At 38.0% G+C, this 15,854-nt stretch carries 15 protein-coding genes; 4 read left to right on the top strand and 11 right to left on the bottom strand.

Translation table 11 applies throughout. From position 1 onward, the window contains the following. Positions 1-5: 5 nt before the first annotated feature. Both MM239_RS13050 and lepA read right to left on the bottom strand, forming a co-directional pair. Complete coding sequence (locus tag MM239_RS13050; RefSeq protein WP_241348692.1) at positions 6-890, bottom strand: bifunctional 5,10-methylenetetrahydrofolate dehydrogenase/5,10-methenyltetrahydrofolate cyclohydrolase; 885 nt, start codon at positions 888-890, stop codon at positions 6-8. A gap of 267 nt (positions 891-1,157) precedes the next feature. Beyond that, the gene (gene lepA, locus MM239_RS13045) at positions 1,158-2,945 is read right to left on the bottom strand and encodes a translation elongation factor 4 (protein ID WP_317235637.1); all 1,788 of its coding nucleotides are present in this window, start codon (positions 2,943-2,945) and stop codon (positions 1,158-1,160) included. Between the two features lie 210 nt (positions 2,946-3,155). Here lepA and MM239_RS13040 point away from each other — a divergent pair, with 210 nt between their 5' ends. Beyond that, positions 3,156-3,683, top strand: a complete 528-nt coding sequence (locus MM239_RS13040) for a DUF4924 family protein (RefSeq protein ID WP_241348690.1) — start codon at positions 3,156-3,158, stop codon at positions 3,681-3,683. On the opposite strand, the gene MM239_RS13035 is transcribed toward MM239_RS13040, so the two are convergent. Then, positions 3,680-5,611, bottom strand: a complete 1,932-nt coding sequence (locus MM239_RS13035) for an AAA domain-containing protein (RefSeq protein WP_241348689.1) — start codon at positions 5,609-5,611, stop codon at positions 3,680-3,682. The genes MM239_RS13040 and MM239_RS13035 overlap by 4 nt on opposite strands. A gap of 76 nt (positions 5,612-5,687) precedes the next feature. Between MM239_RS13035 and MM239_RS13030 the strand changes: the two genes are divergently transcribed. Both MM239_RS13030 and MM239_RS13025 read left to right on the top strand, forming a co-directional pair. Then, positions 5,688-6,284, top strand: a complete 597-nt coding sequence (locus MM239_RS13030; protein WP_241348688.1) for an acyl carrier protein phosphodiesterase — start codon at positions 5,688-5,690, stop codon at positions 6,282-6,284. Then, complete coding sequence (locus MM239_RS13025) at positions 6,281-6,730, top strand: hypothetical protein (protein WP_241348687.1); 450 nt, start codon at positions 6,281-6,283, stop codon at positions 6,728-6,730. The genes MM239_RS13030 and MM239_RS13025 overlap by 4 nt, the downstream gene beginning before the upstream one ends. On the opposite strand, the gene MM239_RS13020 is transcribed toward MM239_RS13025, so the two are convergent. From MM239_RS13020 to MM239_RS12995, 6 genes are all read right to left on the bottom strand, one after another. Then, positions 6,727-7,767: an outer membrane beta-barrel protein gene (locus MM239_RS13020; protein WP_241348686.1), complete on the bottom strand. Its 1,041-nt coding sequence runs from the start codon at positions 7,765-7,767 to the stop codon at positions 6,727-6,729. The two genes, MM239_RS13025 and MM239_RS13020, sit on opposite strands and share 4 nt — an antisense overlap. A gap of 45 nt (positions 7,768-7,812) precedes the next feature. Then, positions 7,813-8,352 carry an inorganic diphosphatase gene (locus tag MM239_RS13015; RefSeq protein WP_241348685.1) on the bottom strand — a complete coding sequence of 180 codons (540 nt, stop codon included), beginning with the start codon at positions 8,350-8,352 and terminating at the stop codon, positions 7,813-7,815. 159 nt (positions 8,353-8,511) lie between these two features. After that, positions 8,512-9,612 carry a hybrid sensor histidine kinase/response regulator gene (locus MM239_RS13010; RefSeq protein WP_241348684.1) on the bottom strand — a complete coding sequence of 367 codons (1,101 nt, stop codon included), beginning with the start codon at positions 9,610-9,612 and terminating at the stop codon, positions 8,512-8,514. Continuing rightward, positions 9,605-11,737 (bottom strand): 7TM diverse intracellular signaling domain-containing protein, encoded by a 2,133-nt coding sequence (locus MM239_RS13005; RefSeq protein ID WP_241348683.1) that lies wholly within the window; start codon positions 11,735-11,737, stop codon positions 9,605-9,607. The genes MM239_RS13010 and MM239_RS13005 overlap by 8 nt, the downstream gene beginning before the upstream one ends. Further along, entirely contained in the window at positions 11,734-12,429 is a 696-nt protein-coding gene (locus MM239_RS13000; RefSeq protein WP_241348682.1) for a hypothetical protein, read from the bottom strand. Before MM239_RS13000 ends, MM239_RS13005 begins: the two co-directional genes overlap by 4 nt. Further along, positions 12,419-13,498 (bottom strand): ThiF family adenylyltransferase, encoded by a 1,080-nt coding sequence (locus MM239_RS12995; protein WP_241348681.1) that lies wholly within the window; start codon positions 13,496-13,498, stop codon positions 12,419-12,421. The genes MM239_RS13000 and MM239_RS12995 overlap by 11 nt, the downstream gene beginning before the upstream one ends. Before the next feature lie 245 nt (positions 13,499-13,743). On the opposite strand from MM239_RS12995, the gene MM239_RS12990 reads away from it, so the two are divergent. After that, a complete protein-coding gene (locus MM239_RS12990; RefSeq protein WP_241348680.1) occupies positions 13,744-14,217 on the top strand; it encodes a response regulator in 474 nt (157 codons plus the stop codon). Here the strand turns inward: MM239_RS12990 and MM239_RS12985 are convergent. Together MM239_RS12985 and tsaE are read right to left on the bottom strand one after the other, a co-directional pair. Next, positions 14,214-15,416: an alanine dehydrogenase gene (locus tag MM239_RS12985; RefSeq protein WP_394801506.1), complete on the bottom strand. Its 1,203-nt coding sequence runs from the start codon at positions 15,414-15,416 to the stop codon at positions 14,214-14,216. The two genes, MM239_RS12990 and MM239_RS12985, sit on opposite strands and share 4 nt — an antisense overlap. After that, positions 15,409-15,852: a tRNA (adenosine(37)-N6)-threonylcarbamoyltransferase complex ATPase subunit type 1 TsaE gene (gene tsaE / locus MM239_RS12980; RefSeq protein WP_241348678.1), complete on the bottom strand. Its 444-nt coding sequence runs from the start codon at positions 15,850-15,852 to the stop codon at positions 15,409-15,411. Before tsaE ends, MM239_RS12985 begins: the two co-directional genes overlap by 8 nt. Positions 15,853-15,854: the final 2 nt, after the last annotated feature.

Below are 15,854 nucleotides of genomic sequence, written 5' to 3'. Positions count from 1 at the left end.
ACTCATTACTTTGAATAAACCTTACCTTCAGCAGCCAAAAGTGTATTATAAAGTAATGAGGCTATAGTCATAGGCCCTACACCACCAGGAACAGGTGTGATAGCGGACACTTTTTGAGACACCTCTTCAAACTTCACATCGCCGATTAGCCTAAAGCCTGATTTCTTTGTAGCATCATCGATCCTGTGAATCCCTACATCAATCACAGTAGCTCCTTGCTTTACCATATCAGCTGTTACAAACTCTGGCTTTCCAATCGCTACAATCAAAATATCAGCTGAACGAGTAATTTCTGCAAGATTTTGCGTCCTACTGTGGGTTAAGGTCACTGTACAATTGCCCGGGTACTCATTCCTAGCCATGAGTATGCTCATGGGAGAACCTACGATATGACTTCTCCCGATCACTACACAGTGCTTACCAGAGGTTTCCACATTATACCTCTTCAATAGCTCAACAATACCATAAGGTGTCGCAGCCACATAAGCAGGCCAACCAAGTGTCATTCTACCAACGTTAGCTGGTGTAAACCCATCCACGTCCTTCTCTGGCTTGATTTTATTGGTGATTTTCTCAACCGAAATATGCTTTGGCAAAGGAAGTTGCACAATTAGCCCGTCAATTTCTGAATTCTCATTGATATCAGCAACGACTTGAAGCAGCTCCTCTTCAGACACGGATGCATCCAATCTGACAAGAGTAGATTCAAAGCCTACTTGCTCACATGACTTCACTTTGGCGTTTACGTAGGTTTGACTTGCGCCATCGTTCCCCACCAAAATCGCAGCAAGGTGTGGTGTTTTACCTCCTTCTTTTTTTATTTTAGAGACCTGTACTGCAATCTCTGATTTTATATCTTCTGATGTCTTTTTTCCGTCGATTAGAAGCATTCCTTAATTTTAGATTTAAGATTTAAAGATTTTTGATTGATTGGTTGTAAAGTTTGAAGGGTTTAAAGTTTAAAAGTTTGGAACCTACCCAAACTTTTAAAATTGATTGATACATAATAACAGCTTATTGTTAATTATTTCAAATAACCTCAGGATTAGACATCATGGGATTTTTGAATCAAATAAATCTCCATTGACTTGCTCTCATTCTATTCACAAATCAGTCCGTCAAATAGGCTTAGCTGAACAGTACCTTGAGTATAATCATTAATCCAGCTTCAAGACAGCCATAAATGCCTCCTGTGGAACTTCTACATTACCAACCTGGCGCATTCTTTTCTTACCTTTCTTTTGTTTTTCAAGAAGCTTACGCTTACGAGAAATATCCCCTCCATAACACTTAGCCAATACGTTTTTACGAAGTGCCTTCACTGTTTCTCTAGCAATGATCTTTGTTCCTATAGCAGCTTGAATCGCTATTTCAAACATTTGTCTTGGCACGAGTTCCTTTAACTTTTCGCAAAGCCTCTTACCCCACTCATAAGCTTTATCTCTATGAACAATAGCAGAAAGTGCATCCACTACTTCACCATTGAGCATCACATCGAGCCTTACCATGTGGGATTGTTGAGCCCCGATCAGTTCATAATCCAATGAAGCGTATCCTCTTGAGATAGTTTTCAGCTTATCAAAAAAGTCAAATACAATCTCTGCCAATGGCATATCGAAGGTCAACTCAACCCTTTCAGAAGTCAGGTAGACCTGATTTTTGATCTGACCACGCTTCTCCATACAAAGTTGTATCACAGAACCTACGTAATCTGAAGCAGTGATAATAGTCGCTTTCACAAATGGCTCTTCAATATGCTTGAACTTGTTAGGGTCTGGCATATCTGATGGAGCATTAATCACATTATACTTATCATCATTCATCAATGCTCTAAACTGCACTGAAGGTACCGTTGTGATCACTGTCATGTCAAACTCACGCTCCAATCGCTCTTGGATGATCTCCATATGAAGCATTCCTAAAAAACCACATCTAAACCCAAAACCTAAAGCGGCAGAGGTTTCTGGCTCCCACACCAAGGAGGCGTCGTTGAGCTGAAGTTTCTCCATGGAAGCTCTAAGCTCTTCAAATTCTGTTGTATCTACAGGATAAATACCTGCAAAAACCATAGGTTTTACATTTTCAAAACCTTGTATTGCTTTGGCACATGGACGCTTGAGGTGAGTAATGGTATCTCCTACTTTCACTTCCTTGGCCACTTTGATCCCAGATATCAAATAACCTACATTTCCAGCAGCTACAGTCTGTTGAGGTATCTGATTGATACCCAAAACACCAATCTCATCAGCATCATATTCCTTCCCTGTATTGACAAACTTGATCTTATCTCCTTTGTTTATGGTCCCATTGAAGATCCTGAAGATTACCTCAACTCCGCGAAATGGGTTGTAAACAGAGTCAAAAATCATAGCCTGTAATGGCTCATCTGGATCTCCTTCTGGTGCTGGAATTTTCTCTACTACAGCATTGAGTATATCTTCAATACCCAACCCTTCTTTTCCAGAAGCCAAAATAATATCTTCACGATCACAGCCAATCAACTCTATCACTTCATCCGCCACTACCTCTGGGTCAGCTCCTGGAAGGTCGATCTTGTTCAAGACTGGAATGATCTCTAGATCATGTCCAATTGCCAAATACAAGTTAGAAATCGTCTGAGCCTCTATACCCTGAGATGCATCCACGATCAGTAAAGCGCCTTCACAAGCAGCAATTGACCTAGATACTTCATACGAAAAATCCACGTGTCCAGGGGTATCTATCAGATTGAGTGTATACTCTTCTCCTTTATAATTATATTTCATTTGGATAGCATGTGACTTGATTGTGATGCCTCGCTCACGCTCCAAATCCATATTATCCAGCAATTGATTTTGCATCTCACGATCAGAGACCGTGTTGGTAAATTGTAGCAATCTATCCGCTAGTGTACTCTTCCCATGGTCAATATGGGCGATGATACAGAAATTTCTTATCTTTTTCATATTCATTCAAGGCGCAAAAATAGAGAATTTTATGCGGAATAACAGAAAATCAGTAGACTATCCTCAAGAATTTCAAAAAGTATCCTAAAGCATACAAATTTATCCCTCTAAATCTCTAAAAACTGATTATAACACCATGGGCATATTCAATATCCTCAATTTGATTATTTTTGCAATCCATATTTCGAATTAATAAAAAAACCTCCCTCGATGATTGCAATAGCTGAAAAAAAATTACAGGCCAACCTCCCAGAGTACATCATTTACATGTATCAAATGGAAGACCTGATAAGAGCCTATGATTTTAATCTTGCTGACATTCGACAATATGTGATTTCACATTACCCTGTATCCGATGAAGAAAAATTAGCTACAGAACGCTGGTTCTCTCATCTTTCTGAAATGATGAAAGTCGAAGGCGTGAATAAAACTGGCCATTTGAGCATGATTCAGAAGCATGTTGACACACTTGCTGTTACGCATTGGCAGTTGCTAAAAGAAGACCAAACTTACTATCAAATATACCACAAGGCAAAACCCCACATTATTCAAATGATCATGGATGCCAATGGTGAAGACATTGGGAATGAAATACAAATCTGTATCAATGGCGTATATGGATTCTTACTTGCTAAGCTTAGAAGTCGAGACATACCGAAGGGATATGGTGAAGCCATCGAGACATTTGGTGATGTATTGAGCTACCTCAACTTATCACTGAAAGGCAAAGAGAATTAGTAAGACAAAAACTCATATATACTTCTGTAAGTACCTTCTTCTTGAATGTAAGTCAGTAGCTTGTCGTAAAATGGATGAGTAGCTAATGTAGCACTATCCCCTATGATCACAAGCTTTCTTTTGGCCCTTGTAAGTGCGACATTCATTCGTCTGACATCTGCTAGAAACCCAATTTCTCCCTTAGCGTTGGATCTCACCAAACTTATTATGATGAGATCACGCTCTTGTCCTTGAAATCCATCTATGGAATCTATGGTGAGCAAATCCTCAAATGCCCGCAAGTTTGGATAATCATAACTTTCAAAAATCAACTCTTTAAACTTCCTAACTTGAGCCCTATAGGGTGAAATTAATCCAATTGTTCTTTTTTCTTGCTTGAAAGTAGCTATACCTATCTTTTTCATGAACTGCTCAAGATAATCTAGTGAAAACTTCGCTTCATCTGCATTCAGTGTACTTAAGGTGGTACGCTCTTGCTGATCTGCATAGCCACTTCCCGCTGTATCTATGAACTCCATTACAGGCTCTTCTTGTCCGAAGTGATGACTTAAAGTATTCTCTGCTGCCTCTAGTTTCCCTTGATAAAACTGTGAACTTGAAAAACCCATGATAACACTCGGCATTCTGTATTGTATGGTCAGCATTTTAGAGAAATCCGGTTGACGCTTGATCACCTTCTCAAACAGGGTCTCACTTAACCCAGCCTTTGCAGCAGTTATAGACTTAATTGTAGGTGGCAATTGACAATGATCTCCTGCCATCACTACTTTGTTTGCCTTCATGATTGGAATCCATGTAGCAGCCTCTAGTCCTTGCCCTGCCTCATCAATGAACACCACTGGAAAACTCATTCCTTTCAGTGCTTGATTTGAAGCTCCGACCATAGTACAAGCGATCACTTGACTTGCTTGAAATACATCATAGACAATATAATTCTCTAAATGCTCTGCATCTTCTTTGATACGCTTTGCTTCTTCCATGAGTCGTTTTCTTTGCATACGCTCTTCATGACCAAAGTTCCTCTTGTACTTCTGCCCCATGCTCCTGTAAGATTCAGCGGATTTCCTAAGCTTTTTCAAGTCTTTATAGCTTGGGTGCTGAGAGATTTTTGCATCCAAAGTCTGAGCAAGGATTTTCTCTTCAACACGCGCGGGATGTCCTATCCTAAGCACATTGATATTCAACTCACTCAACTTCTCTACCAAGAGATCCACAGCGGCATTACTTGGCGCACATACCATAACTTGACTTTCGTAGCGCAATGTATCCATTATAGAAGCTACTAGTGTGGTGGTCTTACCTGTACCAGGAGGACCATGAATGATCGCTACATCCTGAGCAAAATTGACTAACTCTAATGCTTGGTTCTGTGCATCATTCAGGTTACTTAATTTTTGAAATGTTCCATTTTGAAAGTTAGCAACTTTGGCACCTAACAGCACTTTCTTAAGCTCTCCCAATCGACCCTTTTCTGCCTTCTGGACAGCTTTGAGTGCAAACTCCATTTCTCGATAACTAGCTTCATCAAACAATAAATCCACACCCAAGCGTCCCTCCTCTATCCAGTCTGGCAAGAAATCTCCTTGTAGTGTTACTACCATGGTATCCCTCTTCACGAAATTTACTACTGCATTGATGTTAAATTCCTGAGATTGGCGATCAGGTTGGTTTGAAAAAATTGAAACTGATTTACCAGATTGAAAAACATGCGATTGATTCACATCAGTTCGTTCTAGTTCCAAAATCACCCTGTCGCCCATTCCTATCTTTGACTTTTTGAGCATCACTGGATACCAACAAACCCCTTGCTCCTTTCGGTCTGAAATAGATGTATAGGCAAATTTATTGCGATATTGCTGCAAGTCTTCCTTCCATTCTTCTTTCAGAAGTTTTAATGAAAAGTTTAATTCTTCCTGAATATTAACCATCAATCAATTAAATTTAACCCCATAAACTAAAATGAATCATATTTGGTTCTTTTAGGAACCCAAAGCTCAGCAATCTGTGAATTTTCTCGCTCATGCATACCTATCTTTTGGTGAACCAAAGATACTTATTGGAAACTTTATTGGAGACTTCGTAAGAGGACCTATAGACACAATCTATGAAAAGGAAATTGTCATCGGTGTTCATCTTCACAGAGAAATTGATAGATTTACCGATACGCATCCAGTAGTAAAAGGAGCACAAGCACTACTAAAACCTCAGTTTGGCCGATATGCTTCAGTTATCACTGACATGTATTTTGACTACTTCCTTGGAAGATACTGGAACAACTATCATACACAAAACCTTGATGAGTTTGCTCAAGATGTCTACAAAGTCATTGACTCCTATGAAGACATATTACCAGAGAACTTCCTGAAAGCCTACCAATACATGAAGTATTATAATTGGCTATATGCCTATTCTGAAATCGAAGGAATCAGGAGAGCTTTGACAGGCATATCCAAACGAACTAGATTTGACTCTAAAATGGAAAATGCACATATCTTCCTAGATGAAAACCATGAAGTACTTCGTCAGCATTTCGGAGACTTTTTTGATGATTTGGTTAGATTTTCAAAACAAAAATTGAGTATCCTCAAAGCAGAAATATGACACATTGTAAACCTAAAATCAATACTTACTTTGCACTTAGTCTAGTTGTAATCATTCTTATTGGTGGACTTATATACATACTCCATGAGTTCACAAACACAAGAGCTTTTGGACTTTTCTTTTACTTGATTAGTGCGCCACTCATCACTGTAGTCACGTTGATGCTCCTAGTCAAAATGATGGCTGGGTTCAAGTTTATATCTTTTGGAAAAGAAAAAATCGTCACAAAGTATCCCTTGAGAGGGAAAACCAACCTTTATAACATTGAAGAAATCCTAGCGTGGGAAGAGGAGAAAATCATTGCTAACAAAAAAGAATTCAGGCAAATCACCGTCGCATTTTCAGACAAGTCTTCTTTCACCATGAGCAACCACGAGCACATCAATTATGATGAATTCGTAAAGTACATCACAAAAAAAGCTCCCAAGAAGAAAGTAAAGAGTTAAAGTCTTATGGAAAAAGAAGTTGTCACAGCTGTATTCCCTTTACTAAAGTTAGCTCCTGGTATTTCGAAATAGGCTTCCTCACCAAAAAACTGCCGCAACTCGATTCTAATTAAACCTTTTGGACTTATTTGATAATCCAAGTTAGCGGAAACCCCATTTAATTTCATCCCTTCTGTGAGGATCACAGCTTGCTTATCTTTGTAATACTCTACTCTTCCTGCCAAAAACCATTTTTCATTCAATTCCCTCCTGACTGATGCAGTAGCTCCCCTCCAATGGTTGACTTGTGAAAAAACAGTGGTCTCCCAACCAGCATCTACTCCAACAAGAAATCCCCATTGAGCATAATTATATTGTGCAAAAAAGTTATTATACACTCTTATTTGACCACCAGGATTGACGTCTTCATTACCTATATAATTGGCATAGTGCAAATTTAACTTATCCTCCACATCATAATCAACCGCAAAGCTAAGCCCTACTCCTTGCACTCTGTGTTCCCTCTGAATGTTCTGCCATCCATTTGTAGCCCAGAGCATGAGGTTTAGCTTATCATTTGCTTCATAACTCATTCTCGCCCCTGTAAGAAAATATGGGGAATTCTCGGCCAGCAAGCTTCTACTCAAGTGCCAACATGAAGCGCCTATTGCACTTTCAAACCCTATATCCGATGGCATCACACCCACATCTAGCCAAAGCTTATCCGTGAGTCTAAAACCAACAGAAGCCTCATACACCATTTGTGCCCATTGAGGCTCTCCTGCCAAGTTAAATTGTGCATAATTCCCAAGCATCAACCCAAGCGTACTGCGAACATGTTCGTCTTGATAAGATGAACTGATCAGCGCCAAGTTGACCGAAAACTCATTGTGTCTTTTGAAATTATACAGAAAATCTGGTCTAAGGTGATCATTTGGCTTATTGAAATCATAGGAATAATAAGTTTCCAAATAACCTGAAAATGTAATTTTCTGCTCTTGCTGCGCAAAATTTGTCAGTGGCAAGAGAAGCAAAAAGAAGAATACATGTCTAGCCATAATCAAATAAAAAAACCTGAATCCTACAGAATTCAGGTCTTGTATTTATCTTTGTGTTCTAAAATTCTTATCGTAAAGTTCTACACTCTCTTTTACGATTCTGAAAGCTTCTTCTTTACCCAAAAAGTCTTCTACTTTGACTTCTTTGTTCTCCAACTTCTTGTAGTCTTCAAAAAACCTATGAACCTCTTTCATCAAGTGAGGAGGCAATTCATCAATATCTTCGATGTAGTTTACAGACTGATCATCAGCGGCGACTGCGATGATTTTATCATCAGCTTCACCACCGTCTACCATTCTCATCACTCCTATCACTTTCGCCTTCACAAGAGTCATTGAAGGAATATCGATTTGAGAAATGATCAAGATATCCAATGGATCATGATCTTCACAAAAAGTTTGCGGTATAAAACCATAATTGGCTGGGTAATGAACTGCAGAAAACAATACCCTGTCTAATATCAGCATACCTGTTTTTTTATCAAGTTCATACTTCCCTTTGCTTCCTTTAGGGATTTCTATTACTCCCATAACATATTCTGGAGCATCTTTACCGATTTGCACATCGTGCCATGGATTGATCATATCTAAAAGCTTTTTGTTCTTATATTTTTCAAATGGGGCGCAATTTACCTCCTATTCACCTTCTAATCAAAGTAAAACATGGGTATTTTCTCATTTTTTTTGATCAAAATGGACTAAACCTCAACATTTGATTAAGTGATTTACATCAAAATCAAGTTTCTATCTTGCCTTCAAAACCTTAAGGGAAGGAAGTGTAATAGTAAAAACAGTACCTTTATCAAGTTGTGAAGCCAATTCAATTTTCCCACCCATCTGTATTACTGACTCTTTGACCATATATAGCCCAAGTCCTGAACCCACATTTCTTTGAGTGGCTCTATGAAAAAGGTTATAGACTTCTGTATGATACTTCTGATCTATCCCAATACCATTATCCTCAATTGTAATAAGTGCTTTGCCGTTTTCAACAGTCACTTGTAAATTGATCACCTTTTCTCCAGCATCTACTTTTTGAAATTTGTAGGCATTGCTAAAAAGATTGTTTAAAATCACTCTGATCTTTGCCTCATCAGAATAAAACTCCTCTTTTTGATCAATATCAACGATCAACTTAACATCTTCCAGCCTCCACTTATCTTTATATGCCTCCAATTGTTGCTGAACGATTTCTTCGAAATCGATTAGGCTCACTTTATTTTCAATTTTTGTAGACCTGTAGAAATCCAGCATTTTGTATATAAAATCATCCAACCTCAAGGTAGCTGAATCAATCATGTCGAAATACTCCAAGATGCTGGGATCTTTGCACTCCATTTTTGCAAGCTTGGACACACCTGATATACTCATCAAAGGCCCTCTCAATTCATGTGAGAGACTGTATACAAATTGATTCATTTCAGAATGAACCTTATGAAGCCTCTCATTTTTATCCTTTAGCTCCTTTTTAGTAAAGTAAATTTCAGAAGCATTTTTGATGGCATTTTTAATTTGCTCTATATTCCAAGGTTTGTCGATAAATCTATAGACTTCCCCCTTGTTGATAGCGTCTATTACACTGGCAATATCAGAATATCCTGTGAGTAAAATCCTCACTGGATCAGGGTTGATCAACATCAACTTTTCAAAAAACTCCACGCCAGTCAATCCTGGCATTCGCTGATCAGCAATTACCACATGTAGCTCTTCTTTCTCTGCGATAGCAAGCCCCTCCTCAGCATTCAAGGCTGTGATTACATGAAAGTCTTTTCTTAAACTAGCTTTGAATGAATTGAGGTTATTGTCCTCATCATCGATGTAAAGTACGCGTATCTTGTTACTCATTTTGAATGGTATTTTGATAGATAGGCAAAGTTATAATAAAACTTGTCCCCTGACCTTCTAGTGTTTCTACTTCTAGCGTACCACCATGATTTTCTATAATGGTATACACTATTGATAATCCGAGGCCAGTTCCTTTCCCTACGGCTTTTGTTGTAAAAAACGGCTCAAAAATCCGTTGTTTAACGGATTCTGGCATACCTGGCCCATTATCTTTGATCTCAATACTTATGTAATCATAATGATTACTAGTAATGATTTTTATCTCTGGGTCTGGATTTGACGGCATGTGATCTTGAAGTGCGTGAATTGCATTGGTAATGATGTTCATAAACACCTGATTGATCTTTCCTGCCAAACATTCTACCATTGGAATCTCACCATATTCTTTTATGATCTTAATTTTGCCAGACATTGAGCTATTTAGCAATACCAAAGTGCTATTGATACCATCATGAATATCTACCTTTTTGACATCTTGCTCATCAACTCTGGAGAACAACCTAAGGCCTTTTACAATCTCCACTGTTCTTTTTGCTCCATCTTCCATCCCTCTTAGTAGCTGATCAATTTCTTGCAAAACATAGTCAAGCTCTATATCTTCTTCAAGTTCATTGAGTTCTTTTTTAGTAGCCTCACTAAATTGCGCTGCCCCATGATCTCTGTAGCTCTGAACTACCTCCAACAAGTCTTTGATATCACGCTTCAATGGAGAAATATTAGAACTCACAAAGTTAATTGGATTATTTATTTCATGCGCTATGCCAGCTGTCAACTGCCCGAGGGAAGCCATTTTTTCTTGATTCACCAATTGTGTCTGGGTATTTTGCAAATTCACTAAAGTATTTTCTAATTCTTCAGTCCTTGCTCTAACCTTTGCTTCTAGAGATTCATTTTGATCCAAAATCAATTTCTCATTTTCTTTCAGCATGCGAAGCCTTTCCATTTGCTCTTCCTCTTTCTCCTTTTTGAGCACATTGATCTTATCAGCAAGTGCCAAAGAAAGCAAAATTGCTTCCATGGCTGTACCTAAAAGCATTGGAAAATTAGCTACCATCGTCACATTGATAAAACCATTGGACTGTAATATAAAAATCAATAATCCTATAAAAAAAAACAACCATCCTATGATAAAGTAAGCTGCTGGCCTATAGCCTATACGTGCTATTTTAGTAGCTGTAAAACCAAATAGCAGGATCACCATTAACCCAGAAATGTCCGTTAGTGTATAGCTGATTGACAAACTCCCAAGAAGTCTAAAAACAAAAGCAGCAAGATAAACTACTATATTCAACTGCAAAAACTTATCTAAAATAGGCGTGTAATATTTGGTCTTCAAGAAAAGCCTCATAAAAGAGATTCCAGCCACACCAGATATTGCTGAAAAACCTATAATACTAACTTCATACAACTTTACATTCATCCCTAAAAAGTAATAGTATGAATATCCCATCAAGGAAGTTTGCGCAAGTGCAATAAATAAGATGTAAAAACAGTAATAAAAATATGTACGGTCTTTTATCAGAAAGTATAGAATAAAATTATACAAAAAAAGTGCAAACATGATCCCAATATACACATTGACTATCAGTGCTTTTTTATAATACATTGCATGAAAACCATCCTCTGAAACCACCGAAACTTCAAACACTATGGGCTCATTGCTAAGGATGGATAAGTAAATTTTTTCTACACCTGTATCATCTCCTAAGAAAATCAGTGGGTTGGGACTTGCGAACAAATCAGTCTTTCCCCAATTGGTTCCTGACTTATTCAATTCCACTAGCATACCACTTTCATCTTTTTGGTAGGAAACAACTTCTCTGAAGGTAGGATTTTTAACCTCTACGACTACGGCAGAATTGTCGCCGGAAAGTGTTTTGAAGTTTGCAATATCAAACCCAACGTAAGCTTCATTAGCAACACCAAGATCTAAGACCCCAGACGGAGTAACCTGTGTGTATTGAAGAATCTCAAACTCTCCATCTTCAAAAACATCAAAAGTTTGTACCTCATACACGAATTGATCTTCATTGAGGTTGAGAAACCCATAAATTGGTAAAAAAACGAATAGCGTAATAACTAGACCAATAATCAACGGCTCTCTTATGGTTGGCAAATTCATCATAAGGCTGACAAATTCAAGTCAAATTCAACTTCCATCTCTCCCATTTTACTTTGAAGGATTTTTATTTGTTTAGGGTTACTTCTCAAGTCTGAAATAAAAGACTTCTCTTCTGGCAAAGCTCTTTCGAGTTTTTCAACATCCTCTACTTCCATAATAGTCGCTATAAGACCTTCTTTTGGGTAAAGAAAAGTGCCATTATCCCCAAGTTCTTCAATAATCCTTAGCCCTACAGCTTGAGAATTTGCTACTGTAAAAGGAGAGCAGAAAGCCATCAAACATTTCAAGTTCAAAAAGGAAGTAAGTGCTACACCTATTCGAATCAAATAAATACTTCCAATTCCATATCCAGACACCTCTTTGGAATTCCAGAGACCACAATACTCAGCAACCTTCAAATCTTCAAACTTGCTCATGTAAGGTACAATTCTTTCATCCTTTTCCAAAATAGCACCTTCCAAAGGCAATGGAAATCCCTCACTTCTCAACTGTACTCTTCCACCTCCCAATATGCGCTTACCATCTTCTGACTCTACCAGAAGTAAATACACATTTGGGTTGTGCACCCAAGACCTATCTGCTGATGTAACTTTGGTGACTCCATAAGACTCAAGTACTTTAAAATGTCCCTCTATATATTTTTCTGTATCTTCTGGGGCTGAAACAGCCCTTACTACTCTAATCTTAACTTTCATTTTCAGTGGCAAAGAAATGATCTAAATCAATATAATTTCGTCCCGACGTCACTACTTCATTCAAAAGTATTTTCCTAGCATAGTGAGCACACATTGCCCCCCCCATGATTACAGATGTCCCCAATTGTGGCCAATTCGAAATCGTCTTACCCATCTCTGCAAGACTTGCTTTTCCCTTCGCTGATATTTTTGAAAAATCCAAAATGGACATCAACATTTCTACATAATATGTTTGTGCTTTAGCCACCAAATCCTCTTCATTTCCAAACTGCTCTAATAAACCATGAAAAACTGGTCGGTTTTTATCGACATCAAACCTTTCGATGTCTACCATCCCTCTATCGCTCGTATCCATAATCACTGGAATCCCATGAGATTTTGCAAAAAGCCTCGACTTGATCTTGATTGGTAGACTATCACACTCCTCTATAAGTAAATCCAACTGCCCTCCATCTGTGAAGAATGCCTCCATGTTTTTATCCGTAATCCCATTTGGAAATACTGTCACTTTCAAAAAAGGATCAATCTCGGCTATTTCTCTTTTCACTAATATCACTTTAGGCAGACCAAGATGGAGAACACTTGTCCTCAATCTATTCATATTACCAAGCTCCAATGTATCAAAATCCGCTATTCTCAACTCACCAAACAAGCGTTCCATAGCAAGGCTAATAGCTACACTTTGACCTACTGAAAGTCCAATTATCCCTATTATTTTTGTTGAAAGCTCATCTTGCTCTTCTTGAGTAATCTTGTATTTGTTGCGCACTGTACGCACAGCTACAAAATCTTCCTCTGGTAACAGCCTAACCATAGCCTTTTTCCAAGGATAGTAAACCCAAACACCATATGAAGTCCTTTCTTTCTCCTCAAAAAATAATTCTACAGCTTTACTTAGTTCCTCTTTTGTGTATTTCTTAGCCGGATTTCTTAATTTAATGAGTTCACTAACTTGACTGTCCAACTCATCATAAACAGCAATAAAATCCTTGGATTTTAATTCTTCAGCTATCGCCAAATCCTTTTTTTCATAGCATTCTAAAATCAAAACGTCTTCTAAACGTTCCAAATCTAATTTTTTCTGAGTGAGCATTGAAATATATCAAGGGTGATTGATACTGGTAAAGTTATATTTTTGTATTTACTTTCATATTAAAAAGCCGAAAAATGTTCCTTCAAATGAAATTTATTTTAGATATTTGGTAATAACTGCCATGAAAAATAATGATTTTAATTGATTCTAAAAAGATTCAACAAACAAAAGAATTTTTCCTAGGTATAAAAAGCGAAATTACACCCATAATATACAATTAAATGCCTGATCGAAGAGAAGATAAAATTCGGATTTTGTATGTAGATGATGAAGAAAATAACCTACAAGCTTTTAAAGCTACTTTCAGACGTGACTACAAAGTAGCGATAGCAATTTCTGCTCCTGAAGCAAGGGAATTGTTGAAAACTCAAGAAGTAGATATAATTATCACAGATCAAAGAATGCCAGAAGAAACTGGTGTAGATTTCTTGGCGTCAATTATCCCGCTATATCCTGATCCCATTAGAATTCTCTTGACTGGTTATACTGACATACAGGCAGTAATCGACGCCATCAACAAAGGTCAAGTTTACCACTACCTTACCAAACCATGGGAAGAAGACTATCTAAAGACTGTAATCAATAATGCTTTTGAAGTACTCTCTCTAAGGCGTGAAAATAAAAAACTTACCGAAGATCTCCTTAAAGCAAATGATCAACTTGAATTTCTATTGAGACAAAACCTACTTTCTTAATATCTAGCCGCTAATAGTAATTGGAGCTCCTTATGGCTCATGGCAAATCGCCTTGCCAGATGAGCGTTTGTCAAGCTACCTCTATAGGTGTATACTCCTTTCATAAACCATTTGTAATTAAAAATCATCTCTTCAGCACCTTTTAAGTCTGACATTTGAAGAACAATAGGTGTAAATATATTACTCAATGCTACTGAGGCTGTTCTCGATACACGTGAGGCAATATTCGGTACACAATAGTGAATTATTTCATGCTTTTTATAAGTAGGCTGATCATGAGAAGTCATTTCGGCAGTTTCTATACAGCCCCCTTGGTCTATACTTACATCTATAATGATACTTCCAGGCATCATTGCCGCCACCATCTCTTCAGTTACGACAATTTTATTCTTCCCTTTTTCTGCTCTAAGTGCACCTATCACCACATCTGCCTCTTTGAGTGCTTGCGCCAAAGTTACGTTATCTATGGTTGATGTAAACACTTGCTGACCAAGAAGCTGCTTAATCCTTCTTAGCTTATATATTTGATTATCAAATACTTTTATATTGGCACCAAGACCAAGTGCAGTCCTTGCCGCATATTCGGCTACAGTTCCTGCACCAATAATCACAACTTGTGTAGGTGGCACTCCAGTCACTCCTCCCAAAATCAATCCTTTACCATCATTGACACTGGACAAATACTCTGAGGCTATCAGCATAACAGTGGAGCCAGCTATCTCACTCATCGCACGTACTACTGGCATGCCTCCAACTTTATCCTCTAAGTGCTCAAAAGACACCGCTGTGATTTTTTTTGCATTAAGTGCATGTATATACTGAGCCGATTGACGCCCTATCTGAAGTGCTGAAATTAGACAGCTCCCAGATTGCATATGTGCAATTTCTTCCAAAGTAGGTGGCTCTACTTTAAGTACTACATCTACTTCCAATGCTTCTTTGGCTGTCAGTACTACTTTTGCTCCTGCATCAGCATAGTCTTTATCTGTAAACTTTGAGTTATCTCCAGCTCCTTGCTCTACAACTACATTGATTCCATTAGCCACTAGTAGTCGTACTGCTTCAGGAGTCAAAAGAACACGTTTCTCTTGAGCATCCATTTCCTTAGGTACTCCTATCAACAACTCTTCTTTCTTTGGTTTCAACTTTGCGGAAGCTTCCTTTGGAAGAATCTCAACAGCCTCAGTAACATCAACCATACTGTACTCCATTAATAATTTTTGAAATGCTAATTTCCCTTACCTCGCTCTTGTCAACTTCTAAATTAATCAAAATGAAAGACTCTGGAATATAGTCTGGGATTTTTTCCGCCCATTCTATCCAGCATCTACTACCACTGTAGAAGTATTCCTCTACTCCAATCTCTAATACTTCCTCCTGATCATCGATTCTATAGAAGTCAAAATGAAAAAACTTCTCCCTATCTTCATTCACGTATTCGTTTACAATAGAGAAAGTAGGACTAGTAACTACTTCGGTAATTCCAAATTGCTTTGCAATTGCCTTTATTAGTGTAGTCTTACCAGCCCCCATTTGGCCCCTAAACACCCAGATAAGCTCATCCTCGCAGCTTTCTACGAGTTCTTTTGCCACAGCATCTAGATGCTCAATACGCTCACAATAGATTTTTCTCAATT

Source organism: Belliella filtrata, assembly GCF_022549775.1.
In the GTDB taxonomy this organism is placed as follows: Bacteria; Bacteroidota; Bacteroidia; order Cytophagales; family Cyclobacteriaceae; genus Belliella; species Belliella filtrata.
This window is presented reverse-complemented; position numbering and strand designations above follow the sequence as displayed.

Coding starts and splice junctions, on each gene's coding strand:
- MM239_RS13050 (WP_241348692.1), bottom strand. CDS start 890: ATGCTTCTAATCGACGGAAAAAAGACATCAGAAGATATAAAATCAGAG.
- lepA (WP_317235637.1), bottom strand. CDS start 2,945: ATGAAAAAGATAAGAAATTTCTGTATCATCGCCCATATTGACCATGGG.
- MM239_RS13040 (WP_241348690.1), top strand. CDS start 3,156: ATGATTGCAATAGCTGAAAAAAAATTACAGGCCAACCTCCCAGAGTAC.
- MM239_RS13035 (WP_241348689.1), bottom strand. CDS start 5,611: ATGGTTAATATTCAGGAAGAATTAAACTTTTCATTAAAACTTCTGAAA.
- MM239_RS13025 (WP_241348687.1), top strand. CDS start 6,281: ATGACACATTGTAAACCTAAAATCAATACTTACTTTGCACTTAGTCTA.
- MM239_RS13020 (WP_241348686.1), bottom strand. CDS start 7,767: ATGGCTAGACATGTATTCTTCTTTTTGCTTCTCTTGCCACTGACAAAT.
- MM239_RS13015 (WP_241348685.1), bottom strand. CDS start 8,352: ATGATCAATCCATGGCACGATGTGCAAATCGGTAAAGATGCTCCAGAA.
- MM239_RS13010 (WP_241348684.1), bottom strand. CDS start 9,612: ATGAGTAACAAGATACGCGTACTTTACATCGATGATGAGGACAATAAC.
- MM239_RS13005 (WP_241348683.1), bottom strand. CDS start 11,737: ATGATGAATTTGCCAACCATAAGAGAGCCGTTGATTATTGGTCTAGTT.
- MM239_RS13000 (WP_241348682.1), bottom strand. CDS start 12,429: ATGAAAGTTAAGATTAGAGTAGTAAGGGCTGTTTCAGCCCCAGAAGAT.
- MM239_RS12990 (WP_241348680.1), top strand. CDS start 13,744: ATGCCTGATCGAAGAGAAGATAAAATTCGGATTTTGTATGTAGATGAT.
- MM239_RS12985 (WP_394801506.1), bottom strand. CDS start 15,416: ATGGTTGATGTTACTGAGGCTGTTGAGATTCTTCCAAAGGAAGCTTCC.